The 23,918-nt window shown below is 43.1% G+C and carries 23 protein-coding genes; 13 read left to right on the top strand and 10 right to left on the bottom strand.

Annotation, left to right across the window (positions count from 1 at the left end; genetic code table 11):
• Positions 1-1,131 (bottom strand): tRNA guanosine(34) transglycosylase Tgt, encoded by a 1,131-nt coding sequence (gene tgt / locus OU792_RS14635; protein WP_134201457.1) that lies wholly within the window; start codon positions 1,129-1,131, stop codon positions 1-3.
• 109 nt (positions 1,132-1,240) lie between these two features.
• Between tgt and OU792_RS14630 the strand changes: the two genes are divergently transcribed.
• From OU792_RS14630 to OU792_RS14595, 8 genes are all read left to right on the top strand, one after another.
• Positions 1,241-2,374 (top strand): glycosyltransferase, encoded by a 1,134-nt coding sequence (locus OU792_RS14630; RefSeq protein WP_134201456.1) that lies wholly within the window; start codon positions 1,241-1,243, stop codon positions 2,372-2,374.
• Positions 2,365-2,976 carry a sigma-70 family RNA polymerase sigma factor gene (locus OU792_RS14625; RefSeq protein ID WP_026947989.1) on the top strand — a complete coding sequence of 204 codons (612 nt, stop codon included), beginning with the start codon at positions 2,365-2,367 and terminating at the stop codon, positions 2,974-2,976. The genes OU792_RS14630 and OU792_RS14625 overlap by 10 nt, the downstream gene beginning before the upstream one ends.
• Entirely contained in the window at positions 2,976-3,620 is a 645-nt protein-coding gene (gene rsmG, locus OU792_RS14620) for a 16S rRNA (guanine(527)-N(7))-methyltransferase RsmG (protein WP_274670564.1), read from the top strand. The genes OU792_RS14625 and rsmG overlap by 1 nt, the downstream gene beginning before the upstream one ends.
• Positions 3,621-3,818: 198 nt before the next feature.
• Complete coding sequence (dnaE, locus tag OU792_RS14615; RefSeq protein WP_274670563.1) at positions 3,819-8,111, top strand: DNA polymerase III subunit alpha; 4,293 nt, start codon at positions 3,819-3,821, stop codon at positions 8,109-8,111.
• 119 nt (positions 8,112-8,230) lie between these two features.
• Positions 8,231-8,551 carry a thioredoxin gene (gene trxA / locus OU792_RS14610; protein ID WP_026947986.1) on the top strand — a complete coding sequence of 107 codons (321 nt, stop codon included), beginning with the start codon at positions 8,231-8,233 and terminating at the stop codon, positions 8,549-8,551.
• 68 nt (positions 8,552-8,619) lie between these two features.
• Positions 8,620-9,654, top strand: coding sequence for a tRNA 2-selenouridine(34) synthase MnmH (gene mnmH / locus OU792_RS14605; protein ID WP_274670562.1), 1,035 nt, complete (start codon positions 8,620-8,622; stop codon positions 9,652-9,654).
• Entirely contained in the window at positions 9,647-10,687 is a 1,041-nt protein-coding gene (selD, locus tag OU792_RS14600; RefSeq protein ID WP_274670561.1) for a selenide, water dikinase SelD, read from the top strand. Before mnmH ends, selD begins: the two co-directional genes overlap by 8 nt.
• A gap of 46 nt (positions 10,688-10,733) precedes the next feature.
• Complete coding sequence (locus OU792_RS14595) at positions 10,734-11,645, top strand: TolB family protein (protein ID WP_274670560.1); 912 nt, start codon at positions 10,734-10,736, stop codon at positions 11,643-11,645.
• On the opposite strand, the gene OU792_RS14590 is transcribed toward OU792_RS14595, so the two are convergent.
• From OU792_RS14590 to cmk, 9 genes are all read right to left on the bottom strand, one after another.
• A complete protein-coding gene (locus OU792_RS14590) occupies positions 11,646-12,200 on the bottom strand; it encodes a DUF502 domain-containing protein (RefSeq protein WP_274670559.1) in 555 nt (184 codons plus the stop codon).
• A 169-nt stretch (positions 12,201-12,369) separates the two neighbouring features.
• Positions 12,370-12,990 carry a 3-keto-disaccharide hydrolase gene (locus OU792_RS14585; RefSeq protein WP_274670558.1) on the bottom strand — a complete coding sequence of 207 codons (621 nt, stop codon included), beginning with the start codon at positions 12,988-12,990 and terminating at the stop codon, positions 12,370-12,372.
• A gap of 206 nt (positions 12,991-13,196) precedes the next feature.
• Positions 13,197-13,808 (bottom strand): NADH:ubiquinone reductase (Na(+)-transporting) subunit E, encoded by a 612-nt coding sequence (gene nqrE, locus OU792_RS14580; RefSeq protein WP_026947981.1) that lies wholly within the window; start codon positions 13,806-13,808, stop codon positions 13,197-13,199.
• Between the two features lie 15 nt (positions 13,809-13,823).
• Positions 13,824-14,507: an NADH:ubiquinone reductase (Na(+)-transporting) subunit D gene (locus OU792_RS14575; RefSeq protein WP_026947980.1), complete on the bottom strand. Its 684-nt coding sequence runs from the start codon at positions 14,505-14,507 to the stop codon at positions 13,824-13,826.
• A gap of 29 nt (positions 14,508-14,536) precedes the next feature.
• Entirely contained in the window at positions 14,537-15,304 is a 768-nt protein-coding gene (gene nqrC / locus OU792_RS14570; protein ID WP_274670557.1) for an NADH:ubiquinone reductase (Na(+)-transporting) subunit C, read from the bottom strand.
• Positions 15,291-16,490, bottom strand: coding sequence for an NADH:ubiquinone reductase (Na(+)-transporting) subunit B (locus tag OU792_RS14565; RefSeq protein ID WP_026947978.1), 1,200 nt, complete (start codon positions 16,488-16,490; stop codon positions 15,291-15,293). Before OU792_RS14565 ends, nqrC begins: the two co-directional genes overlap by 14 nt.
• Positions 16,491-16,493: 3 nt before the next feature.
• Complete coding sequence (locus OU792_RS14560) at positions 16,494-17,846, bottom strand: Na(+)-translocating NADH-quinone reductase subunit A (RefSeq protein ID WP_274670556.1); 1,353 nt, start codon at positions 17,844-17,846, stop codon at positions 16,494-16,496.
• A gap of 132 nt (positions 17,847-17,978) precedes the next feature.
• Complete coding sequence (locus tag OU792_RS14555) at positions 17,979-18,875, bottom strand: 4-hydroxy-3-methylbut-2-enyl diphosphate reductase (protein WP_026947976.1); 897 nt, start codon at positions 18,873-18,875, stop codon at positions 17,979-17,981.
• Positions 18,856-19,563, bottom strand: a complete 708-nt coding sequence (gene cmk / locus OU792_RS14550) for a (d)CMP kinase (protein WP_274670555.1) — start codon at positions 19,561-19,563, stop codon at positions 18,856-18,858. Before cmk ends, OU792_RS14555 begins: the two co-directional genes overlap by 20 nt.
• Positions 19,564-19,682: 119 nt before the next feature.
• Here cmk and ade point away from each other — a divergent pair, with 119 nt between their 5' ends.
• From ade to OU792_RS14525, 5 genes are all read left to right on the top strand, one after another.
• Positions 19,683-21,311 carry an adenine deaminase gene (ade, locus tag OU792_RS14545; RefSeq protein ID WP_274670554.1) on the top strand — a complete coding sequence of 543 codons (1,629 nt, stop codon included), beginning with the start codon at positions 19,683-19,685 and terminating at the stop codon, positions 21,309-21,311.
• 146 nt (positions 21,312-21,457) lie between these two features.
• Positions 21,458-21,697, top strand: a complete 240-nt coding sequence (locus tag OU792_RS14540) for a hypothetical protein (protein WP_134201445.1) — start codon at positions 21,458-21,460, stop codon at positions 21,695-21,697.
• 62 nt (positions 21,698-21,759) lie between these two features.
• The gene (locus tag OU792_RS14535; protein WP_274670553.1) at positions 21,760-22,944 is read left to right on the top strand and encodes a DUF4221 family protein; all 1,185 of its coding nucleotides are present in this window, start codon (positions 21,760-21,762) and stop codon (positions 22,942-22,944) included.
• Positions 22,945-23,199: 255 nt separating this feature from the next.
• Entirely contained in the window at positions 23,200-23,397 is a 198-nt protein-coding gene (locus OU792_RS14530; protein WP_274670552.1) for a hypothetical protein, read from the top strand.
• A 74-nt stretch (positions 23,398-23,471) separates the two neighbouring features.
• A partial coding sequence (locus OU792_RS14525; RefSeq protein WP_274670551.1) for a hypothetical protein occupies positions 23,472-23,918 on the top strand: 447 nt, incomplete at its 3' end.

Genomic DNA, 23,918 nt, shown 5'->3' with positions numbered 1-23,918 from the left:
TCAGAGGCGAGTGCTTACTTTTTTGACCATCTGGGTTTTCCAGCTAGCAAAATCACCGGCTAAAATATGATTTCTTGCCTCTTTTACTAACCACAGATAGAAGGCCAAGTTATGTACGCTGGCGATTTGTGCAGCCAAAATTTCCTTAGAAATTGTTAAATGGCGCAAATAAGCCTTGGAATAAAAAGTACTCGCATAATTTCCTATGGCAGGATCGATAGGAGTGAAATCATCTTTCCACTTTTCATTTCGAATATTGATGATCCCTTCTGAGGTAAAAAGCATCCCGTTTCGGGCATTTCGGGTGGGCATGACGCAGTCGAACATATCAACCCCAAGTGCGATGCATTCCAGAATATTCGCCGGAGTTCCCACCCCCATCAGGTAGCGGGGTTTATCCCTCGGCAAAAGGTCTGTGACGATCTCGGTCATTTCGTACATCATTTCAACAGGTTCTCCTACAGAAAGACCACCTATTGCATTTCCTTCACGACCTTGCTCGGCGATAAATTCTGCACTTTGCTTTCGCAAATCCTTGTAAACAGATCCCTGTACGATTGGAAAAAGCGTTTGGCTGTAGCCATATTTCCCCTCTGTAGAATCAAATCTTTCCGTGCATCGCTTCAGCCATCGATGAGTCATTTCCATGGACTTGCGAGCATAGCCATACTCGCAAGGATAGGGCGTGCATTCATCAAAAGCCATGATGATATCCGCTCCGATAGTCCGCTGAATATCCATCACATTTTCTGGTGTGAAATTGTGCTTTGATCCATCAATATGAGACTTGAAGGTCACGCCTTCTTCCTTAATCTTTCGTGTCCCGGCAAGCGAAAAAACCTGATACCCTCCAGAGTCTGTCAAAATCGGCCGATCCCAACCATTGAATTGGTGAAGTCCGCCGGCCTTTTCCAAAATATCCAATCCCGGACGCAGATAAAGATGATAGGTGTTTCCTAGAATAATCTGAGCTTGAATATCCTCTTTGAGTTCCCGCTGATGGACTGCCTTGACAGTACCAGCAGTTCCAACTGGCATAAAAATGGGTGTCTCGATCTTTCCATGGTCTGTTTCCACCAGTCCTGCCCTGGCTTTGGATTGAGGATCTTCCTGTGCTAAAGTGAACTTCATCGAAGGATTATTTTGATTCGTCGGCCAAAAAAGAGCCGAGACAAAATTATCTCTTTATTCCTAAACGAATGCTGAAATTGATTTTATATTTGCCGAGCACAACTAAACTATGGCCCTTCTTTTACTCTGGATTCTATTTGGACTTGGCATTTTTATTCAGCTGATTTATTTGTTACCCATATTTGGGAAGGTCGCTTTCTTCAAGTCAAAACCAGAAAGTAATTCTGAAAATACCGAAGGTGTTACCGTTGTGATCGCCGCTCATAATGAGTTCAAAAACCTAAAACGGCTCATCCCCATACTATTTGAGCAGGATTATCCAAACTATGATGTATTGGTGATCAATGATCGAAGTAGGGATAGAACAGGGCGTCTTTTGGAAGACCTGATGAGTCAGTATCCCAAACTCCGTACGGTGACAGTAAAGTATACTCCCGATCATGTCACCTCTAAAAAATATGCGCTTACTCTCGGTATCAAAGTGGCCAAAAACGACGTCATCCTATTGACTGACGCAGATTGCATACCTGCCTCTGATCAGTGGATTCGTAAAATGACCCAGCCCGTTAGAAATCAAAATATGACCTTTTCGATTGGGTATGCCGGCTATGAGCAGCAAAAGGGATTCCTAAACCGATGGATACAATTCGAAACGCTCAAAACTGCGCTTTTGTATCTATCCTTTGCCAAGTGGAAAAGCCCCTTTATGGGAGTAGGGAGAAATCTTTGCTACCGGCGTAGTTTTTTCATGGAAATCAAAGCTTTCAAGGACCTTTGGCATCTCGAAGGCGGTGACGATGACCTGTTGATCAACCGTTATGCCACCGGAAAAAACACCCGTGCGGTTTTAGATGCTGATGCAAGGACTATTTCTATTCCCAAAGAGAACTGGAAGGATTACTTTTCTCAGAAAAAAAGACATTTAAATATCGGAAAGCACTATTTGACGCAAGACAAGCTAAAAATCGGTTGGTATGCCTTTTCCCACCTTTTATTCTGGGTTGGGGCCATAGGTTTATTTATTTATTTGGCTTTGGAGCAGAAATGGGAACAAATTGCGATCGTTTTCGGTATATTTCTCATGAGGCTTCTGTTACTCGCTTGGGTATTCTCCAAGGCCAACAGAAATCTCAATGGTCAAAAAAATCCATCAAACACCTTAATCAATGACTTTTTGTATTTAGGTTATTTTTGGATTTTGGGACCAATATCCCATCAGTCAAAGGACATCAAATGGAACTAAACCAACGTGGATTTTCTAAGAAAGCGCTCGAAGACTTCGATCTAATCGATCAAGCCGTAGAGGAAAAGGATCAGCAAGCTTATGCAGCTTTGATGAAGCGGTACAAGAAGGCTGTTTACTTCATGATCCTCAAGATGATCCGAGATGCCGATGATGCTGAAGATTTGACCATGGAGGCATTTGCCAAAGCCTTCAAAAACCTACATCGATTTAAGAAAGACTACACTTTTTCCACCTGGCTTTTCAGGATTGCCACCAATAATGCCATCGATTTTATCCGTAAGAAAAAGCTCAAAACCATGAGCCTCAATACCACCATGTCCGATGACAGCGGCAACTCTGTGACGATCGATGTGGAAGATGATGACAACAATCCTCAAGACGAATTCATCAAGTCTCAGCGGATCGAAATGGTCAGGATTTTTGTCGATAAGCTTCCAGCTAAATACCGCAAATTGGTACAACTTCGGTACTTTGATGAGCTTTCCTATGAAGAGATCGCCCAAGAACTCGAAAAGCCACTCGGAACGGTCAAGGCACAATTGCACCGCTCCCGGGAATTACTATATGAAATCGCCTCTGGCAAGCAAAAACACATCTAATGAACTCCGGCACCCAGCTGATTCTTTCCTACTTTCCTAATCTGACCGAAAAGCAAATCGAACAATTCGATCGCTTACAGGAGCTATATGAAGATTGGAATTCCAAAATCAATGTAATCAGCCGAAAGGATATGGATCAGTTCTATATTCATCATGTCCTACACTCATTGGGGATTGCTAAAGTGATGGGATTTCAGCCAGGCACCAAAGTTCTGGACATCGGTACGGGAGGAGGATTTCCGGGAATCCCATTAGCCATTCTTTTTCCAGAAACTCACTTTCACCTAGTAGATTCGATTGGAAAAAAAATTACGGTTGTGAAAGAGGTAGCCAAAGCCCTTAAGCTTAGCAATGTAGAAGCCCAACAAGCCCGGGCGGAGACATTAGTACGGAAATATGATTTTGTGATCAGCAGAGCCGTGACCCGCATGATCAATTTTTATCCCTGGGTCAAAGGAAAAATCAAACGCGAGGATTTTAATGAATTTCCCAATGGTATCCTTTACCTCAAAGGAGGCGATGTGGATGAGGAAATGGAGGAAACAGGCAAATCCTATGTGACCTACCACTTAAGTGACTATTTCAAGGAAGATTTTTTTGAGACCAAAAAGGTGGTCTATATGCCTTGGGAGGATAAAAGGTAGGTTTATGTATTGTTGAAAGTTTATAAAACAGACCCAGCTTTTGCTTCTTAAGTACACATGAATTTTCTCAAATTCCGATTAGAAAGTAAGTTTTGATTCCCTGTCTATTTATTACAATATTTCCCTGACAATTCCCGCCGCATCACTTTTTTGCATCCTTCAAATGACCTAATTTGAAGCCTCAATTCTCTGTGCTGTATGTATATTATTTTCGATACCGAAACCACCGGTTTACCCCGCGATTACAATGCTCCCATGTCCGATTTGGACAACTGGCCCCGCCTGGTCCAGTTGGCTTGGCAACTGCATGATGCTAAGGGTAAACTGATATCCAATCACAATTACATTGTCAAGCCAGAGGGCTTTACTATACCTTATAATGCTGAGAAAGTTCACGGGATTTCGACCAAGCGAGCTCTCGCTGAAGGACATGACCTGAAAGAGGTTTTGGCGATTTTTGAGAAGGATGTAGCTGAGGCCAAGCATCTGGTCGGTCATAATATCGAATTTGATATTAACGTGGTCGGGTCTGAATTTATCCGAGCAGAATTGGGAATGCCACTAACGGCCAATCCACTCGATACCAAAGATATTTCTACCGAATTCTGTGCGATTCCTGGAGGTAAAGGCGGAAAATTCAAATGGCCTACCCTCACTGAGTTGCATCAAAAACTCTTTGGAAAAGGCTTTGGAGACGCACACGACGCAGCCTATGATGTAGATGCTACGGCACGCTGTTTCTTTGGCTTGATAACCCATGGAGTACAAAAGCCCGAGGAGGGAATTGCTATTGCAGAGGTGATTTATGAAGCACCCGATCTGGCCGAAGCCAATTTTGCTCAGGCTAAAGACGAACAGAAAGTTGCAGCCAAAGAGATACTCAAGCAAGCAGGAAAAGCGGATATCTCTGAATTGGTCGATGTACCTTTTACGCATCTCCATGTTCATACCCAGTATTCGGTTCTACAGGCTACGTCAGAAATCCCCGCATTGATAGCCAAGGCAAAATCCATGAATATGCCTGCCATCGCTATGACTGATCACGGCAATATGATGGGAGCCTTCAATTTTGTGAAATCTGCCATGGCCGCAGATATCAAACCCATCATCGGCTGTGAATTCAACCTATGTCGGGATCGAAAAAACAAATCCAACAAGGATGATGGATACCAAACGGTCCTACTAGCTAAAAATAAGGCTGGTTATCACAATCTCGCCAAACTAGCCTCCTACGCCAATATTGAGGGTTTTTATTACCTCCCAAGAATTGACAAAGAAGTACTTGTGCAGTACAAAGGCGATCTCATCGCGACCACTGGCGGTCTCTGGGGAGAGATTCCTTTTTTGATTTTGAATGTGGGCGAGACGCAGGCTGAGGAAGCTTTCATCTGGTGGAAAGAGCAGTTTGGAGAGGATTTCTACGTCGAGCTCAACCGACACGGGATTCCTGAGGAGGAAAAAGTCAATGAAGTACTTTTAGAATTTGCCCGGAAATACAATGTGAAGTATTTCGCAGCAAACAACACCTATTACAATGACAAAGCAGATGCTAAAGCGCATGACATTTTGCTTTGTGTGAAAGACGGTGAATTGGTTGAAAAGCCGAAGAAATACATCGGAAAGCGAGGAAGGGAATATCGATATGGACTTCCCAACGATGAATTTTACCTTAAGTCTCCTGAGGAGATGAAAAAGCTTTTCGCCGATCTTCCAGAAGCCATCGAATGTACGCACGAGATTGTTGAAAAAATAGAAGCATACAAGCTTGCCCGAGAAGTACTGCTTCCAAAATTTGACATCCCTGAGGAATTCAAAGACCCTCAGGATGAAGTGGACGGTGGCAAGCGAGGAGAAAATGCTTTTCTTCGTCACCTGACATATGAAGGAGCTAAAAAACGATATAGTGAAATCACGCCGGAAATTCAAGAGCGCTTGGATTTCGAATTGGAGACTATCGAGCGAACAGGCTATCCGGGTTACTTTTTGATTGTGCAGGACTTTACCCGAGCAGCTCGGGATATGGGCGTATCAGTCGGTCCAGGTCGGGGTTCGGCAGCAGGATCAGCTGTTGCTTATTGTATTGGAATCACGAATGTGGATCCCATCGAGTATGATCTCCTTTTTGAGAGATTCCTCAATCCGGATCGGGTTTCACTACCCGATATTGATATTGACTTTGACGATGAAGGTCGTGGACGGGTCATTGACTATGTGATCAAAAAATACGGTTCCAATCAGGTAGCCCAAATCATCACCTACGGCACCATGGCCGCCAAATCAGCCATCCGAGACACCGCGAGAGTTTTGAACTTGCCTCTCCAGGAAGCAGGCCGACTGGCGAACTTAGTCCCTGACTTGAAATTGAAAGTGCTTTTTGATCTGGCTAAAAATAAATCTGCCTTGGCGGATAAATTGAAGGGCCAGGCCGAACTGATCCAAAAAGCCGAAGAACTGCTGAGAGTCGCTCAGGGACAAGATGATTCTGCCAAAACAGTGAATCAAGCTACCGTTTTGGAAGGCTCTGTTCGAAATGTAGGAATTCACGCCTGTGGTGTCATCATCACGCCGGACGACATCACCAATTTTGTCCCGGTAGCCTTGGCCAAGGATTCTGAGATGGTTTGTACCCAGTTTGACAACTCCGTAGTAGAGTCAGCTGGCTTGCTCAAAATGGACTTTTTGGGACTCAAAACTCTCACGCTGATCAAGGATGCGATCAAAATCGTGAAGGAACGGCATGGGATTCAGCTTGATGCAGATGCTTTTCCGATAGACGACCAGAAGACTTATGAGCTTTTTCAGCGGGGTGAAACAGTCGGGATTTTCCAGTACGAATCCGCTGGTATGCAAAAGTATATGCGGGAACTGAAACCAACTGCATTTGCCGATTTGATCGCGATGAACGCCCTCTATCGTCCCGGACCTTTGGCCTACATTCCCGAATTTATCGATCGAAAGCATGGCAAAAAAGAAATCAGCTATGACCTTGATGATATGCAAGAGTATCTCGAGGAGACCTACGGAATTACAGTCTACCAAGAGCAAGTGATGTTGCTTTCGCAAAAATTGGCTGATTTCACCAAAGGTGAGGCCGACGTACTTCGAAAGGCCATGGGTAAGAAGCAAAAAGACGTCCTCGATAAAATGAAGCCTAAATTTATCGAGCAGGCAGCTGCAAAAGGCCATGAACCTAAAAAGTTGGAGAAAATCTGGACAGACTGGGAAGCTTTTGCCTCCTATGCCTTTAATAAATCCCACTCGACCTGCTATGCTTGGGTAGCCTATCAGACGGCCTATCTCAAGGCGCACTATCCGGCCGAATACATGGCTTCTGTCCTCAGCAACAACATGAACGATATCACGCAGGTGACTTTCTTCATGGAGGAGTGTAAGCGGATGGGAATTCCTGTTTTGGGACCAGATGTCAACGAATCCAAAGGTGGCTTTACGGTAAACAAAGATGGAGAAATCCGATTTGGAATGGCTGCGATCAAGGGGGCTGGTGGTGCTGCGGTAGAAGAAATCATCCTTGAGCGTGAAAAAAATGGACTTTACACTTCCTTCTTTGAATTTGCGAAGCGAGTAAACCCAAAAGTGCTCAACAAGAAAACGATGGAAGCTTTGGCAATGGCAGGAAGCTTTGACTGCTTTCCGGAGTACCATCGCCGCCAATACCTCGAGGCGCCTGAAGGCGACATCACCCTGATCGAGAAAGCAACCAAGTATGCCCAACGCCTACAACAGGAAAAAGAAAGCTCGCAAGTAAGTCTTTTCGGCGGAGCAGGCGGAGGAATGGATGTGCCAGTACCTTCGGTTTCTCCGATGGAGCCTTTCTCCCAGCTTCAGCAGCTGAATATCGAAAAAGAAGTGGTCGGGCTTTACATTTCAGGTCACCCACTCGATCAGTACAAATTGGAGATTGAGTCTTTCACCAACTGTAGTCTGTCGGAACTCAACGATCTCCCTGCTTTGCAAAGCAAAAAAGACATCAACCTTGCCGGTGCAGTCACTGACTTTGCCCATCGTACTACCAAAAATGGGAAGCCTTTTGGGACACTAACCTTGGAAGACTATCAGGGAGGCTTTACTTTCTATCTGTTCGGGGAAGATTACGTGAAGTTCAAAGAGTATTTCATGAAAGGCTGGTACCTCTTTGTGAAGGGCGGAGTCAGTCCGAAGAAGTGGAATCCCGACGAATTGGAGTTTAAGATTTCATCCGTCATGTTACTCTCTGAGGTTCGGTCCAAAATGGTCAAAGGGCTTCGCGTCAACATTGACTTGGATGACCTGAATTATGATCTAATGGAAAAGCTGGAATCCATTACCCAAAAGTACAAAGGGGAAGCAAAGCTTTATTTCAACGTCATTGACCGTCGGGAAAATATCAGTCTTGAACTCTTTTCGAAGCGCTTCCTAATCGACCCAAGTGAAGAGCTGATAAAGGAACTGCAAACGATCCCTGACATCGTCTATAAGATCATGAGTGAGTAATTGTAAAAGTCTGACTATGACTCATAGAGAATTTTTTAAACACAATTTGAACTTATTGAAGATACATAGACTTTCTCTGATATATTTGAAAGATTGAACCGAACTAAACACATCAAATAATGGCAAAAGCAATAGAAATTACTGACGCAAATTTTGAAGAAGTCATCAAATCAGAAAAACCAATCCTAGTGGATTTTTGGGCAGAATGGTGCGGACCTTGTAAAATGATCGGACCTATCGTAGAAGAGCTCGCAGGAGACTACGAAGGCAAAGCTGTTATTGGAAAAGTGGATGTAGATTCCAATCCAAGCGTAGCACAGGCATTTGGCATTCGCTCTATTCCTACCCTTCTATTCTTCAAAGACGGGCAGATTGTAGACAAGCAAGTAGGCGCAGTACCTAAAGCTATCCTTAGTCAGAAATTAGAAGCTCAACTCTAATTTCTACTTCAAGTATTTGAGATGCCACCGGAGTGATTCGGTGGCATTTTTTTTATCTTCGTAGGTCTATGAACGAAACGCTGATTACGCTTTCTGATTTTTTTGAGCTTCGCAAAAGCCTACCCATTGTCGATGCTAGAAGCGAGGGGGAGTTTGCGCAAAGCCATATTCCCAGAGCTATCAATCTACCCATTCTGAATGATCAAGAACGAAAAATAGTCGGAACACTTTACAAGGAAAAAGGCAGTGAGGCCGCGACGCTCAAAGGGTTTGAGTTGGTAGGACCTCGATTTCATGAGATTCAAAAAGCTGCGATTGAAAAATTTCCCGAAAGAAAGGTAATCCTTTACTGTTGGCGGGGTGGAATGCGCAGTCAGATTTTAGCCTGGCTCTTAGGAATGGTCGGGTTTGAAATATTCCGTATCAAAGGAGGATACAAAACCTACCGGATTTTTACTTTCGAAGAAGTCCGAAAAAGCAGAAAGCTCATCGTTTTGGGTGGAAAAACCGGAACGGCAAAAACCCTTTTACTTCAATTGCTCAAATCATCTCAAGAGCAAGTAGTCGACTTGGAGGACTTGGCCAATCATAAAGGTTCTTCCTTTGGCGGAATCGGACAGCCTCCCCAGCCTACCGTAGAGCAATTTGAAAATTTACTGGCTGAAGAACTCCTGCCTTTTGTTGGGGAAAAAGCCATTTGGGTAGAAAACGAAAGCCGTCGGATTGGTCGGATTATCCTACCGGATGCTTTTTTCGAACAGATGAAAAGCAGCCCCCACATCGATATTCAGAAATCTTTGGAGGAGCGTATCGCTCACATTGCTAGTGAGTACGCAGAGCTTCCTCAGGATTCCCTGAAAAAGGCTGTCCTGAGACTGCAAAAGAAACTGGGAGGACTACGAACGCAGGAAGCTTTGGATGCAATAGATGCAGGAGAACACACAAAATGGATCCAAAATCTTTTGATCTACTATGACAAAACCTACGAATTTGAGTTGGATAAGCACCCGAAGGATCGAACGGTTTCTCTGGATCTCTCCGGCCTAAGCTTGGACCAACAGTGCAAACTTTTACTAAAAGCAAAAGAAAAATTCTATGAATGATACCCCTATCAGATTGACCGAATGGAGTGAAGGCTCTGGCTGCGGCTGCAAAATCGCCCCTGCTATCCTGGATCAAATACTTACATCCAGCAACTCATTTAGCCAAAGCGATTCAAACTTGCTAGTGGGCAATTCGGGTAAAGATGATGCTGCGGTGTATCAAGTGAGTGAGGATATTGCGCTAGTCAACACCGTAGATTTTTTCACTCCAATTGTGGACGACCCTTCTGATTTTGGACAGATCGCCGCTGCTAATGCGATCTCGGATGTCTATGCCATGGGTGGAAAACCCCTATTTGCGAATGCGATTCTGAGTTGGCCGGTGGAAAAACTTGCACCCGAACTGGCAGCCAAAGTCATGGAAGGGGCAAAAAGTATCTGTAGCAAGGCTGGTATCGAACTCGCAGGAGGTCATAGCATCGCTGCCAAGGACCCGATTTTCGGACTTTCAGTGAATGGGATCATACATCCCCGTAAGATCAAAACCAATCAGGGAGCTAAAGAAGGTGACCTGATTTTTCTGACCAAGCCGCTCGGAATCGGGGTATTGGCTACGGCATTGAAACGTCAAAAAATCCAAGACCAGGATTATGAGAAGCTGGTAAATACAGCCTGCCAATTAAATAAAATCGGGGCTGTCTTAGGAAATCATGAGGAAGTGCATGCCATGACAGATGTGACGGGATTTGGGCTTCTGGGACACTTGATCGAAATGGCAGAGGGAGCTGGACTTTCAGCAGAAATACAAATGGGGAGTTTGCCTTTAATCGAGGGAATTCAGGGCTATATCGATCAGTTTATTTTTCCAGATAATACCTACCGCAATTGGAACGCTTACAATACCAAAACAGAAGGAGTCAAGGGTATGGATCTGGTCAAACTCTGTGACCCACAGACCAGCGGAGGACTATTGATAGCGGTTTCGCCAGAAAATAAAACATGGTTTGAGGACACGCTTAAACAAGCCAATCAAGAAGCTTGGCAAATAGGATCTTTTACTCCAAAGCAAGAATTTACAGTAAAGGTAAGCTAGGTCAGGATTGGGTTTTGTAAATTAAAAGCAACAAACCTAGCCTAAAATGAACCTAAGAATCAGCAATTTCCTGTTTTCACTAGCCCTTTTCTTTACTTACTTATCAGCCATGGCCCAAGTTCCAGCATCTATCGAAAGTGAATTAGTCATTTTGAATGTAGAAACGCTGGAGGAAAAAGTGATTTTGAAAGAAAAGCGACACTTCGAAGCACCAAACTGGACTCGGGACGGAGATTATCTTTTGATCAATGCCGCTGGAAAACTCGAAAAAATTGATTTGCAAGGGAATAATTTGGGGCCGATTTTCCCAGATCAAATCACTCGGATCAACAATGATCATGGCTTAAGTTTTGATGGGAAAACCATCGTTTTCAGCAAAAATGAAGAAGGAATGGGTTCGCGTATTTACACCATTCCCACAGCAGGCGGAACCGCCAAACTCATCACCCCTAAGTATCCCAGCTATTGGCATGGAATCAGTCCGGATGGAAAGACGCTGGTATATTGTGCAGAAAGAGATGGTACTTGGGATGTCTGGGCGATTTCGACCCAAGGGGGCGAGGAAGTTCGATTGACCGACGCGGAAGGATTGGACGACGGCCCGGAGTATTCTTATGATGGAAAATGGATCTACTTCAACAGCCACCGAACCGGCAGGATGCAAGCTTATCGGATGAAAACCGATGGAAGCGGGCAAGAGCAACTGACTTTTGATGACTTGGACAATTGGTTTCCCCACCCATCGCCGGATAGTAAAAGTGCCGTGATTATTTCTTACTTGGAAGATCAAAAAGGTGCCCATCCCTTCGGAAAAGACGTGAAGCTTCGACTACTCGATGTAGAAACCAAAGAAATCAGAGACCTTACCGATGTTTTTTATGGAGGCCAGGGTACGATCAATGTGCATTCTTGGTCTCCGGATGGAGATTGGATTGCTTTTGTGAGGTATTATAGATAATTACCTCAAACTCGACACTCCTCCCGAAACCATAAACTTCATCACATCGGTACTTTTGACTCCTTTGAGTGGTTTGATTTTGTCTTTGGGTACCAGAAAAACATTACCGGAGACATTGTAGCTATGTGGAAAATACACAGCCACTAATTCAGGCTCACCGATATTGGACATGTCTTCCTGTGTGATAAAGCCCAATCGGGATAAGTTCTCCGAGATTTGTACAATCACCGGACTGCTAAACTTCTTCTTTTCACCCACAAAGGCTCCCATCAGGTCCTTGATCGAGGTATAGAGCAAATTCACCAAAGGAATCTTAAACACTCCCCGCTCAAACCACTCAAAAAAGGGCTTGGTAAAGAACAAACTCGCCAGATAGCCGATAAAAGTAATCAAGGCCAGAACCATCAGAATCCCTATTCCGGGAATCGGCACAGGAATCAGACCATCCAAAAAGATAAAAATTGCATAGATCACATAGACTGTCACTGCCAATGGAGTCAGAAACAGTAAGCCTCTCAGAAAGTAGGATAGGATTCTTTTGTAAGTGAATGACATAGTAGGTAAAATTCTGAAAGAGAAGTTATGGCTAGATACTCATAAAAGAAGTTACTTTTCCTAGCAGGTTGGAAGCTGGAAGCATGAAGATCGAAGCATTCTAACTCTGAATCTTGGCATATGACCTTACAAACTTCATACTAGTAAAAAAGTAACTAGTCAAGAAAAATTAATCCAAAACCCTAACCTTCACACTTCGGTAATAAATCACCGATTCAGGATCATGGGCTTGCAAAGCGATTGTCCCCGAGCTGAGTTTTTTGGTTCCCAAATCACCGCTTCGCACCTCCGACTCATCATACTCATTGATAGTCTCTCCGTTGATTTTCACTGTGATTTGATCACCTTGGACGATCACATGCTCCGTGTACCATTCCCCATCCTCCACGTAGACTTCACGTACGTCTTGAAAGGAGTACACACTCCCGGTTTTTCTCCAGTCGGAATGAGATTGATTGACCTGAATTTCATAACCTACATTTGGCCAGCCATTTTCTTGGTATTCTGTATGAATAAATATCCCTGAATTGGCCTTGGGCATGGTTTTCACTTCCACCATCAGCTCAAAATTCTTAAAATCATGATTTCCTACCGGCCCTACATAAAAAGCATGGGCACGCGGACCATCCACTTTGATCACTCCATCTAATACCTGGAATGAATCTGGATTTTCGGAAACCTTCCAACCTTCCAGATTTTCTCCATTAAACAACTCAATCCATTCTCCGGATTGAGCAAAAGAAAGCTGGGAAATGAGAAAGAGGATTAAAAATGATATAGGCGTTTGCATAGCGTGAGATAAGGTTTGAAACAGTAAGATACTACCTGTAGCGGTAGCATTCCAAACCTCTGAAAAATAAATAGTCCTCGGGATGTAAATAAAAAATTCGTCATTGCGAACGAAGTGAAGCAATCTAAATTTAATTATTAAGATCGCTTCGTTTCTCTCGCGATGACGAATCAATAATGTGTATCCTATAAAAGGAATTCTAATCCTTAAAGGTCAATGCCCATAAAGGACATAAATGCGATTCCCATCAAACCGGTCAAAAGCATGGTAATACCCAAACCTTTCAAACCATTAGGAACTGCAGAATATTTTAATTTCTCACGAATAGCAGCCAAAGCTACAATGGCCAAGAAGAATCCTGTACCGGAACCGAATCCGTAGACAGCAGATTCCGCCAAGGTATAGTCTCGCTGAGCCATGAAAAGAGATCCACCCAAGATCGCACAGTTTACAGCGATCAAAGGCAAGAAGATCCCCAATGCACCGTAAAGTGCCGGAGCAAACTTCTCTACGACCATTTCCACCAACTGAACCATCGCAGCAATAATGGCGATAAACATGATAAATCGAAGGAAAGTCAAATCAACAGAAGCCAAATCTGCAGTAACCCATGTCAATGCACCTTCTTTCAAGACATACTCATTCAAAAGCCAGTTGACTGGAACAGTCACGGTCAATACGAAAATAACCGCAGCTCCTAGTCCAAGGGCAGTACTTACTTTTTTGGATACAGCAAGGAAAGAACACATGCCGAGGAAGTAAGCGAAAACCATGTTGTCGATAAAGATCGACCGAATACCTAAATTGAATAATTCCATTTCTTCTACCGGGTTTTAGTGTTCTACATAGCCTGTCTTGGTACGCTGTACCCAGATGATCAATCCAAGGATGACGAAAGCTCCCACCGGAGAAACCATCAGACCATTGGTGGCTAATTTGAAATCAGGACCAAAGATGCTAGAAACATAATCGAAAATAGGAAGTCCAAATACAGAACCTGAACCCCACAACTCTCTAAAGAATGCTACTGTCAAAATGATCCAAGAGTATCCAAGAGCAGAACCAAAGCCATCCAATACAGAATCGTAAGGCTTGTTACCAAGTGCAAATGCCTCTAGACGACCCATTACAATACAGTTGGTAATGATCAGACCTACGAAAACTGAAAGCTCCTTGTACATATCAAAAGCAAAAGCTTTCAGCACCTCATTAACAAGAGTAACTAGGGATGCTACTACTGCCAGCTGTACGATGATTCGTACTCGGCTAGGGATGGTATTTCTCATCAATGAGATGACCAAGTTGGACATCACCATTACGAATATTACCGAGATAGCCATTACCAATGTTGGCTTCATCTGGGTCGTCACTGCCAAGGCAGAACAGATTCCCAATACCTGAATGGTGATTGGATTATCATCCACTAATGGGTCACTAATCAGTCTTTTTCTACGCTTCGAAAGTAAAGCCTCAGCCGGCTTTTTTTCGATTGCTTTTTCTACAGTTTCTGTACTCATATCAATTAGATTCAGTGAAGTGGAGAATATTAATTTACGACCGCTAGGGTTGTAGATGATTTTTTAGAATCGATGAATGCTTTGTAATGGCCTAAGTAATTACTCAACATATCGTTGACACCATTTGCAGTAATGGTTGCTCCAGACATTCCATCTACTTTGTGAGGCTCACCGGTATAATCTTTTCCTTCTCCCTTTTGCATACTTACAGCCACAAGCTCGCCTTGCTCATTAAAGATTTCTTTGCCTACAAATCGCTGCTGTACACCAGACTCGGTGATTCTAGCTCCCAAGCCTGGAGTCTCTCCAGCATGGGCGAAAGTCACACCACCAATGGTATTCATATCAGTATCTAGGGCGACGAAACCCCAAATAGCATCCCAAAGTCCAGCTCCATAAACAGGGAAGATGTAAGATTGTACCGCTTCCGCATTTCCTTCTTCATGGAAGATGAATACTGGATAGAGTCTTTCTTCTACTGGCTTCTTGTAGTTTTTTCCGATATCCACGCTCTCAGCGGTAACAGGAGTTCCACCCTGTTCGGTTACTTCATTTCCCTCGATATCAACTACTACAGTAGCGATATGAGAGTTGTAGAAAGCATTGATTTCCTCAGCTTTCATAGAGCCAATTTCCTCTGCGGAAATTACAGCACCTAGAATTTGCTTCTTCTTATCCAAAGCCTCTGCTTCTTTCTGAAGTGGACCCAGGACTTGGGAAGTCCCAGATAGAAGAAGACCCAATACAACGGTCAAAATGACCGAAAATGTGATGATATATGCGTTAGACTGTTGCACGTTGTAACCTCCTTGTTTTGTTTGCTTTCACTACGTAATAGTCAATCAATGGTGCGAAGACGTTCATCAAAAGAACGGCTAGCATAATTCCTTCTGGATAAGCTGGATTGGTCACTCGGATGATAATGGTCAAAGCACCAATCAAGAATCCATAAATCCATTTACCAGTTTCAGTTTGTGATGCCGATACGGGGTCTGTAGCCATGAATACTACACCAAATGCCAAACCACCCATCACCAAGTGCAAGTGTGGAGCCATTGCCATAAATTCATTAGCTGCAAAGAGATTCATTACTAATCCCATTACATAAGCACCCCCAAATCCGGATACGATGATTTTCCAGCTAGCTACACCTGTACCGATCAGAATCACAGCTCCGATCAAAGCCATCAGAGTAGAAGTCTCACCAATTGATCCTGGAATCCAGCCCATGAACATATTCATGAAGCTAAAGTCGGCTCCGATCGATGCATTGTGCTGTGCCAAAGCCTGACCTGCGTCTACCCCTTCCACACCGGCATTGTATGCAACTGCCAAAGCTGTCGCTCCAGAGTAACCATCAACAGCAGTCTTGTCTGCCAAGTAAGTCCAAACTTGATCTCCGGAGATTTGGGCAGGATAAGCAAAGTACAAGAATGCTCGCGCAGTCATGGCGACGTTCAAAATATTCATGCCTGTACCACCAAACACTTCCTTACCAATCACTACAGCGAAAATTGTCGCTAGCGCTACTTGCCAAAGCGGAATGTATGGAGGCATGACTAGGGCAATCAACATTCCTGTAACCAAGTAACCCTCTGAGATAGGGTGGTTTCGGATGACACAAAACGTGAATTCTGTCAAAAGTCCTACTGCGTAGGAAACAATCAGAATAGGAAGAACTGAAATTGCGCCAAATACTGCTTTATCGATCCAAGTAGCTGCTTCACCACTCGCCAGAAAATGCTGGTGTCCGATATTCAGGATACCAAAAAGCAAAGCTGGAACCATAGCGATTACTACGGTGATCATCACTCGCTTTAGGTCGGTCGCATCTTTGATCTGAGCACCTTTGGCCTTGGTAGTCAAGTCCGGTGCAAAGGCAATCGTGCGGTGACCTTCATAAAGCGTGTAAAACTTTTCCCATTTGCCGCCCTTTTCAAAGTTCGGCTTAATACTATCGAAGAGATTTTGTAATGCCTTCATATTTTAGCTGTACATTAATAATTCTATCCCACTTCTTACCAACTCCTGCAAATCATTCTTAGAAGGATCTACAAATTCACATAAAGCCACATCTTCCTCTATGATCTCATAAAGACCAAGTTGCTCCATCTCGTCAAAGTCCTCCGCGTGGATTGCTTTGAATAGGTAGGTTGGAAGAATGTCCATTGGAAGCACTTTTTCAAATACACCGGAAACTACAAAAGGTCGCTCCTCACCATGCGTATTGGTGTCTACTTTGAACTCTCCTTTGTTGAGGAAAGAAAGCATCCCGATCGCCTTGTGGAAGCTGAGTTTGGAAGTGGTAGGTTTCAGCCAACCCAAAAACTCTTCATAATCGCCTTCTGGAATGACGGTGATTTGATTGTGATAATATCCCAAATAACCTTCCATGGAGATTTTCTCACCGGTAAGAACGTTTCCGGAAATCACACGGATATGACCGCTTTGCAGATTTCCTTTCACATAATTAGTAACGGCTGAGCCAGAAATTGTTTTCACATAACCTCGCTTGGATAGTTCAGACCCGGTAAGGACGATAATTTTGGAGGCATCATACTTTCCTTCCAAAACCAACTTACCAATCTGAGCTACTCCCACTGGATTGACTGTCCAAACCAAATCACCTTTATTGATTGGGTCAAGGTGATGGATCTGCACCCCTACGTTTCCAGCAGGATGAGGGCCTGAGAATCGGTTGATTTCTACATTTTTTGCTTGTGAAAATAATGAAGAACCCTGCTCGTCGCCATTAATATTCAGGTGAACCTTTCCACTAGTCAATTTGGTCAATGCATCTAGACCAGCCTGGAAGTAAGCTTCTTGTCCTTGAAGAACGAAAGCCATATCAGGAGACAAGGGGTTGGTATCGAAAGCCGATACATAAATCGCCTTTGGCTCATCAGCAGGATTGGCAATCACTCCGAAAGGACGCTGAATGATATGAGGCCAAACCCCTCCCTGGGTTAAGCGGTCCAATAAGGCCTCGCGATCAATTTTGCTTAGATCAATTTTGCCCAAATCCTCGTAGGCAACTTCCTTGTCAGCCAGAATTCTGATTTCTAGAAGTTTGCGCTTTTCACCTCGCTTGATCTCGATGATCTCACCGGATACCGGGGCTACAAACTTCACCTGTTCCATGGCTTTGTCGAAGAAGATGGGTGTCCCCGCTTTCACGGTATCTCCTTCATTGACCAATACTTTCGGGCGCTGTAGGCCTACAAAGTCTGTTGGCTTTAGGGCAAAGGTTTGAGCTGGAGCGAATTCAACCATTTCTTTGGCTGCCTTCCCTACCAGATTGATATCAAAGCCTTTCCTCAGCTTGACGGTTTTTGACATATCTTATTGTAAAATGGGCTTTTGAAAAACGCCCCAAATCTAATAAATAACCTTTTTATTTTGAGGTTAATTGGGTTATAATCTTGCAACTTTATGACAGATGGTGCAGAAAAGCTACTTATAGCTTGGCTATCAGGCCATCAGGGCATTTTCTTCTAAGGATTCGAGGTGCTCTTTGACCTGCTCCATTAGCCACATAGGCGTAGAAGTAGCTCCGCAGATCCCTACTCTATCAGTAGTTTCAAACCACTCTGGTTGAATTTCTGTTTGGTTTTCTACGAAAAAACTTCTTGGATTTTCTTCGAGACATACCTGATAAAGTGCTTTTCCATTGCTGCTTTTCTTCCCAGAGACGAAAACAATCACTTCGTTTTCCTGCGCAAATTTGCGCAATTGAGGCTCTCGGTTTGACACTTGCCGACAAATGGAGTCATTGGCATTGAAGTCTACTTCAGTAAGTTCACCCTTAGATGCCTTGATTCGCTCCTCGATTTTCTGAGAAAGCTCATAAAAGCCTTTGGTACTTTTGGTGGTCTGACTGAATAGTGTCACCGGACGATTGAAATCAATTTTCTCCAAATCAGCATCCTCCATCACCACAATAGCCTTCTCTAGCGTCTGCCCGGTCAATCCAATCACCTCGGCATGACCTTTTTTGCCATAAATAACGATTTGACCGTCTTCCCTCTCCATTTTATCAAAAGCCGTCTTGACTCGATGCTGAAGCTTCAGCACTACCGGACAGGAAGCATCGATGAGCTCGATGTTATTTTCGATGGCGGTTTTGTAGGTCTCGGGTGGCTCTCCATGTGCACGAATGAGGACCTTACAGTCACTTAATTCGGAAAGCTGATCCCGGTCGATGACGACCAATCCTTTTTCGGCTAGCCGCTTGACCTCCATATCATTGTGTACGATATCGCCCAGGCAATAGAGCTTATCCGACTGCTCCATCTCGTCTTCTGCCATTTTGATGGCAAACTCTACCCCAAAGCAATAGCCTGAATTCTTATCGATGGTTACTTGCATAATCTTCCGTCTGTTTGATTCTTTGCTCTGCCAGGCGCACGATCTGTGCCACTTGCTCCGCAAAAGTCAAATTACTTGTATCTATTTCCACTGCATCCGCCACTTTCATTAATGGGCTTTCTTTGCGGTTGCTGTCAATTTCATCACGCTGACCAAGATTGGCTTTGATATCCTCTAGGTCAACCAATTCACCCCTTTCGATCAACTCCTGCTGCCTACGAAAGGCTCTCGTATCCAGATTGGCTGTCATAAATACCTTCAACTCAGCATCTGGAAAAACCACCGATCCGATGTCTCTCCCATCCATGACCACGCCTTTTTTCCTCCCTAAACGTTGCTGCTGCGCTACAAGTTCTTCCCGGATTTCTTTCACCTTCGCAAAGTCACTTACCCGCTCCGAAACTCGCATGCTACGAATCTCTTTCTCCACATTCAAGCCGTTGAGATAGGTCTCCTGCTGTCCTGAATCTGGATTGGGTTGAAACGTTATTTCAAGATCTTGAAGTCCGGATTTGACGTCCTTGGGATTAGTTGGAGACAGATGGCGATTCAGAAAGTGTAGGGTTGCCGCCCGATACATGGCTCCGGAGTCTATATAAGTATAGCCTAAATCCCGGGCCACAGCTTTCGCCGTAGAACTCTTTCCGCAGCCGGAATATCCATCAATTGCAATGACTATTTTACCCATCCAAAAAGTAAGCTTCCCCCTTTTAGTTTTCTGGGGCAAATATAGTAGTTTTAACACAAATGACAGGGAGATTCGAAGGAATTCCTGTTTCTTGTGATTGAAGTTAAAAACTGATTTTCATGACTATCCAAGCCCAACTCGTCGATATCCATCACCGTCAAATCCGTTCGGTAAAGCTTACCACAAAGGATGGTCAAATCTCAAGAATCGAGGAAACAGCCCCTGATTCCTCCCTTCCCTATTTGATGCCGGGATTTATCGATGCCCACGTCCATGTGGAATCCTCCATGCTGGTACCTTCGGAATTTGCGCGCTTAGCTGTCGTTCATGGAACTGTTGCCACCATCTCCGATCCGCACGAGATCGCCAATGTCTGCGGAATCGAAGGGGTCGACTACATGATAGCAAATGGCAAGCAGGTACCCTTTCACTTTTTCTTCGGTGCGCCGAGTTGTGTGCCAGCTACCCCATTCGAAACTGCCGGAGCGGAGATCGATGTACAGGGAATCGAGGAACTCATGAGTCGTCCTGAGATTCTCTACCTCGCCGAGATGATGAATTGGCCTGGAGCAGTCAATAGGGATCCGATTGTGATGGAGAAGATTGAGATTTCCAAAAAATATGGCAAACCCATCGATGGACATGCACCGGGTCTGATGGGGGAATTGGCCGAAAAGTATGTATCCGCAGGGCCCAGCACGGATCATGAGTGCTTCACCTATGAAGAAGGGCTAGGCAAAATCAAACTCGGAATGAAAATCGCCATCCGGGAAGGTTCGGCTGCCAAAAACTTTGAAGCGCTGATCGATCTGATCGATGAATACCCGGAAATGATCATGTTCTGCTCCGACGACAAGCATCCTGACAATCTGGCCATTTCACATATTAATGAACTCGCCGCCCGAGCCGTGGCCAAGGGAAAAGATCTTTTTGATGTGCTACAGGCTGCCTGTCTGAATCCCATCGAACATTATTCCTTACCCGTAGGTCAGCTACGTGAAGGAGATTTAGCAGATTTTATCCTGGTGAAGGATCTGGAAAAGTTTGAAGTGCTCGCCACCTATCTCAAAGGACAAAAAGTAGCCGAATCCGGAAAGACACTGATTCCAAGAGTCAATAATGAGGTCATTAATAATTTCAACACTTCGCTGAAAAAGCTGGAAGATTTTCGAATTCCTGCCTCCGGCACTAAAGTCCAAGTCATCGAAGCCTTGGATGGGCAATTAATCACCCCTGAGATCGAGGGGGAAATTTTGATCCGGTATGGCTTTGCAGAATCCAATCTGGAAAAGGATATTTTGAAAATCACTGTGGTCAATCGCTACGAGGATGCTCCCCCTGCTGTGGCATTTATCAAAAACTTCGGATTAAAAACCGGAGCCATTGCTTCTTCAGTCGGACATGACTCTCATAATATCATTGCTGTGGGAATCGATGACGAATCTATCTGCAGATCGGTGAATCTCCTGATCGAAGCAAAGGGCGGAATTTCGGCAGTTTCAGGAAAAAAGGAAGAAATCCTTCCACTGCCCGTAGGAGGCATTATGTCTCCCGAAGACGGCTATCAGGTGGCCGAAGCTTACACCCGAATTGACCGAATGGCCAAGGGAATGGGCTCCACCCTAAATTCTCCCTTCATGACACTAAGCTTTATGGCTTTGCTGGTGATTCCGAACTTGAAACTAAGCGATAAAGGCTTGTTTGATGGGCGGAAATTTGAGTTTTGTGATCTGTTTTATGATTTGTAATTAATTTTTTAAAATATTTTATCCGATTAGTTGGTTTTTTTTAGGACCTATTACTTTGGTAGAAATCTTTTAGGCCAAAAGATCAAATCTGGGAAATTCTAGGCATTCCCAAAACCAAAATTAATTTTCAAATTTAAACTTTAACAATGATGAGAAAACTGTTTTCATTAGTAACCATTATAGCATTTGGTTACTCGTTAGCCCAAGCAGGAGAAATTAGGAGAGTTTGCACTACTTCTTCTCAAGCTTCCCAAAATATGGGTAAATGCAGAGTTTCACCCTACAATGATGGCGACATGTGCTTCTTTGACAATGGCACTGGAACTCCCTGCAATGGAACCTTAGCAGCTGAAAAAAAAGATCCTCCACCAAGTATGGGTGGTTAATTTAGAAAACTAACAAACCCCTCATCTTGAGATGAGGGGTTCATGTAAATTAAATTGAATCGATGAAAAGACTGATCTATCTATTCTTATTTATTTTGATTTCCTGTGATCTAAAAGTAAAAGATATAAGCAATTATCAAGAAAAAAATGGAAGAGATTACACAAAAATTTTTGAATTTGATACCGTCAAGCAGTTGAAGTTTAAGCTGGAACCTCCCATGCGCTATTCGACCAATTCCATCTCATCTTCAATAATTGATGGGGAAGAAATCATCAGCTATTTGGATTCGGATAATCAATCGATACTAACATTTAGTAGCAATTCCGGTGAATTATTGAAAAATATTCCCCTTGAAATTGAAGGCCCAAATGGTGTTGGGAATATTGGATATATATCCGCCCACTATTACCTTAATAATGATTCAATTTTCCTTTACAATAGACAAGTTAGCCCTCTCTATTTGATAAATAGTAAAGGTGAGATCAGAAGGAAATATAAAGTTACTGACTATTCAGGAGCCTCAAACTTTCCGGTCCCTAATAGTTCTACGATGAGTCCCATTCATTTTTGGAATAATAGCCTTCTCTTCTCTTGTGGAATTCAAAATTATGAAGAAGATTTTACAGGATATCCAAGTCTATTGCAGTTGGATTTGAATGATGGTGAAATAGATTATCTATCTACATTCCCTGAGATTTATTCAAAGGCTTTTTGGGGTGCTTACTTCAAATATGATCCTAGCATCGCATTAAATACCAGAAAGAAAGAGGTGATTATTAGTTATCCGATTGATCATAATGTCCACGTTTTTAACCTAGAAAGCGGTTTAGTTAAGCAGTATTATGTTGGTTCGGAATTTTTCGAGGAAATACCTCCATATAAAAATGATCCGTCATTTTTTTTGAAAAGAAACCCAAGTGAAAGAGATGAAAATGAGACTAATCATGCTTTCTCAAGTTCTGAATACCGGGGAATTATCTATGATGAATGGAGGGAGCTATTTTATAGGGTTGCCTTGATCAGACCCTCTATCGAAACCGTGATTTCAGGTGATAGAAGATTTTCATTTTCAATAATTATTTTCAACGAAAACTATGAAAAGGTAGGCGAAACCAAATTGCCTAATGATAAATATGATCCTTCGTCCATTTTCCTTACCAGGGAAGGATTAGCAGTCTTCAGAAAAGACCTTTACTCAGAAAATGAAGACATGCTTGTCTTTGATGTGCTAGTTCCAGAGGACTAAATTGAAGAAATATGGCTTTGCTGGTGATTCCGAACTTGAAACTAAGCGATAAAGGCTTGTTTGATGGGCGGAAATTTGAGTTTTGTGATCTGTTTTATGACTTCTAATTAATTTTTTAAAATATTTTATCCAATTAGTTGGTTTTTTTTTCGGACCTATTACTTTGGTAGAAATCTTTTAGGCCGAAAGATTAAATCGGGAAATTTTAGGCATTCCCAAAGCAAAAACAATTTTCAAACTTAAATTTAAAAAATCATGAAAAAGTTAAAACTCGTAGCTATTACCTTATGTGTATTTGGCTTGACAACCGCGTTGTTTACCGAGAAAAGTAATGCTCAAGAAGAAACTCCGTGCATTATATGTGGTGATGAAGATGAACCTGAGTGCCAAAGAGTAATTAGAGGAAATAAAGTAGATATCTATTATGGCGTCGCCTCACCTTGTATAGGTTAAATTTCAATGAAGACTTTCTTATGGTTAAGAAAGTCTTCTTTTTTATCCCTTAGATTTAATACCAATCCAACTATATGAATTCAACAACCAAAAATTGTTTAAAAAAAACCCTTTATTTCTCTCTAATATGGTCGTCTTTATCTTGCAATAATCAAAAGAATGACCTAGAAAATCTTTATGGGTTTTCTACTACTGAAAAACTTAAATCAGAGATTTTAGAAAACGGGTCAAACGCAATAAATAAGGCGACAAACCTTTATTTATTTAATTCTTCTCTATTTATCGGAGATAGAGATTTAGAATATCACTTCAAGGTAATTGACATTAATGAGGACAGGCTAATATCAAGATTTGCGAAAGAAGGTGAAGGCCCCTGCGAAGTAACTTTCCCTGTGAGATTAAATTGGCTTGATTCGGATCAAGGACAAATAAGTTTATATGACAGACAAAGATTCAAAATTCACACTTATCTTCTTGATGATATCCTAAATAAGGAGAACCCACCTTGTTTAAGCATTTCT

The organism is Algoriphagus sp. NF (genome assembly GCF_028823735.1).
GTDB classification, from domain to species: domain Bacteria; phylum Bacteroidota; class Bacteroidia; order Cytophagales; family Cyclobacteriaceae; genus Algoriphagus; species Algoriphagus marincola.
The sequence above is the reverse complement of the archived record's forward strand: the minus strand, read 5'-3'. Positions and strand labels throughout refer to the sequence as shown.

Bases quoted from the DNA above. Each gene is read 5' to 3' on its own strand.
- OU792_RS14630 (WP_134201456.1), top strand. From the start codon at position 1,241: ATGGCCCTTCTTTTACTCTGGATTCTATTTGGACTTGGCATTTTTATT.
- OU792_RS14535 (WP_274670553.1), top strand. From the start codon at position 21,760: ATGAAAAGACTGATCTATCTATTCTTATTTATTTTGATTTCCTGTGAT.
- cmk (WP_274670555.1), bottom strand. From the start codon at position 19,563: ATGGGTAAAATAGTCATTGCAATTGATGGATATTCCGGCTGCGGAAAG.
- OU792_RS14585 (WP_274670558.1), bottom strand. From the start codon at position 12,990: ATGCAAACGCCTATATCATTTTTAATCCTCTTTCTCATTTCCCAGCTT.
- OU792_RS14530 (WP_274670552.1), top strand. From the start codon at position 23,200: ATGAAAAAGTTAAAACTCGTAGCTATTACCTTATGTGTATTTGGCTTG.
- OU792_RS14560 (WP_274670556.1), bottom strand. From the start codon at position 17,846: ATGTCAAAAACCGTCAAGCTGAGGAAAGGCTTTGATATCAATCTGGTA.
- OU792_RS14540 (WP_134201445.1), top strand. From the start codon at position 21,458: ATGATGAGAAAACTGTTTTCATTAGTAACCATTATAGCATTTGGTTAC.
- dnaE (WP_274670563.1), top strand. From the start codon at position 3,819: ATGTATATTATTTTCGATACCGAAACCACCGGTTTACCCCGCGATTAC.
- selD (WP_274670561.1), top strand. From the start codon at position 9,647: ATGAATGATACCCCTATCAGATTGACCGAATGGAGTGAAGGCTCTGGC.
- tgt (WP_134201457.1), bottom strand. From the start codon at position 1,131: ATGAAGTTCACTTTAGCACAGGAAGATCCTCAATCCAAAGCCAGGGCA.
- rsmG (WP_274670564.1), top strand. From the start codon at position 2,976: ATGAACTCCGGCACCCAGCTGATTCTTTCCTACTTTCCTAATCTGACC.
- mnmH (WP_274670562.1), top strand. From the start codon at position 8,620: ATGAACGAAACGCTGATTACGCTTTCTGATTTTTTTGAGCTTCGCAAA.
- OU792_RS14625 (WP_026947989.1), top strand. From the start codon at position 2,365: ATGGAACTAAACCAACGTGGATTTTCTAAGAAAGCGCTCGAAGACTTC.
- OU792_RS14590 (WP_274670559.1), bottom strand. From the start codon at position 12,200: ATGTCATTCACTTACAAAAGAATCCTATCCTACTTTCTGAGAGGCTTA.
- ade (WP_274670554.1), top strand. From the start codon at position 19,683: ATGACTATCCAAGCCCAACTCGTCGATATCCATCACCGTCAAATCCGT.
- OU792_RS14565 (WP_026947978.1), bottom strand. From the start codon at position 16,490: ATGAAGGCATTACAAAATCTCTTCGATAGTATTAAGCCGAACTTTGAA.
- trxA (WP_026947986.1), top strand. From the start codon at position 8,231: ATGGCAAAAGCAATAGAAATTACTGACGCAAATTTTGAAGAAGTCATC.
- OU792_RS14595 (WP_274670560.1), top strand. From the start codon at position 10,734: ATGAACCTAAGAATCAGCAATTTCCTGTTTTCACTAGCCCTTTTCTTT.
- OU792_RS14575 (WP_026947980.1), bottom strand. From the start codon at position 14,507: ATGAGTACAGAAACTGTAGAAAAAGCAATCGAAAAAAAGCCGGCTGAG.
- OU792_RS14555 (WP_026947976.1), bottom strand. From the start codon at position 18,875: ATGCAAGTAACCATCGATAAGAATTCAGGCTATTGCTTTGGGGTAGAG.
- nqrE (WP_026947981.1), bottom strand. From the start codon at position 13,808: ATGGAATTATTCAATTTAGGTATTCGGTCGATCTTTATCGACAACATG.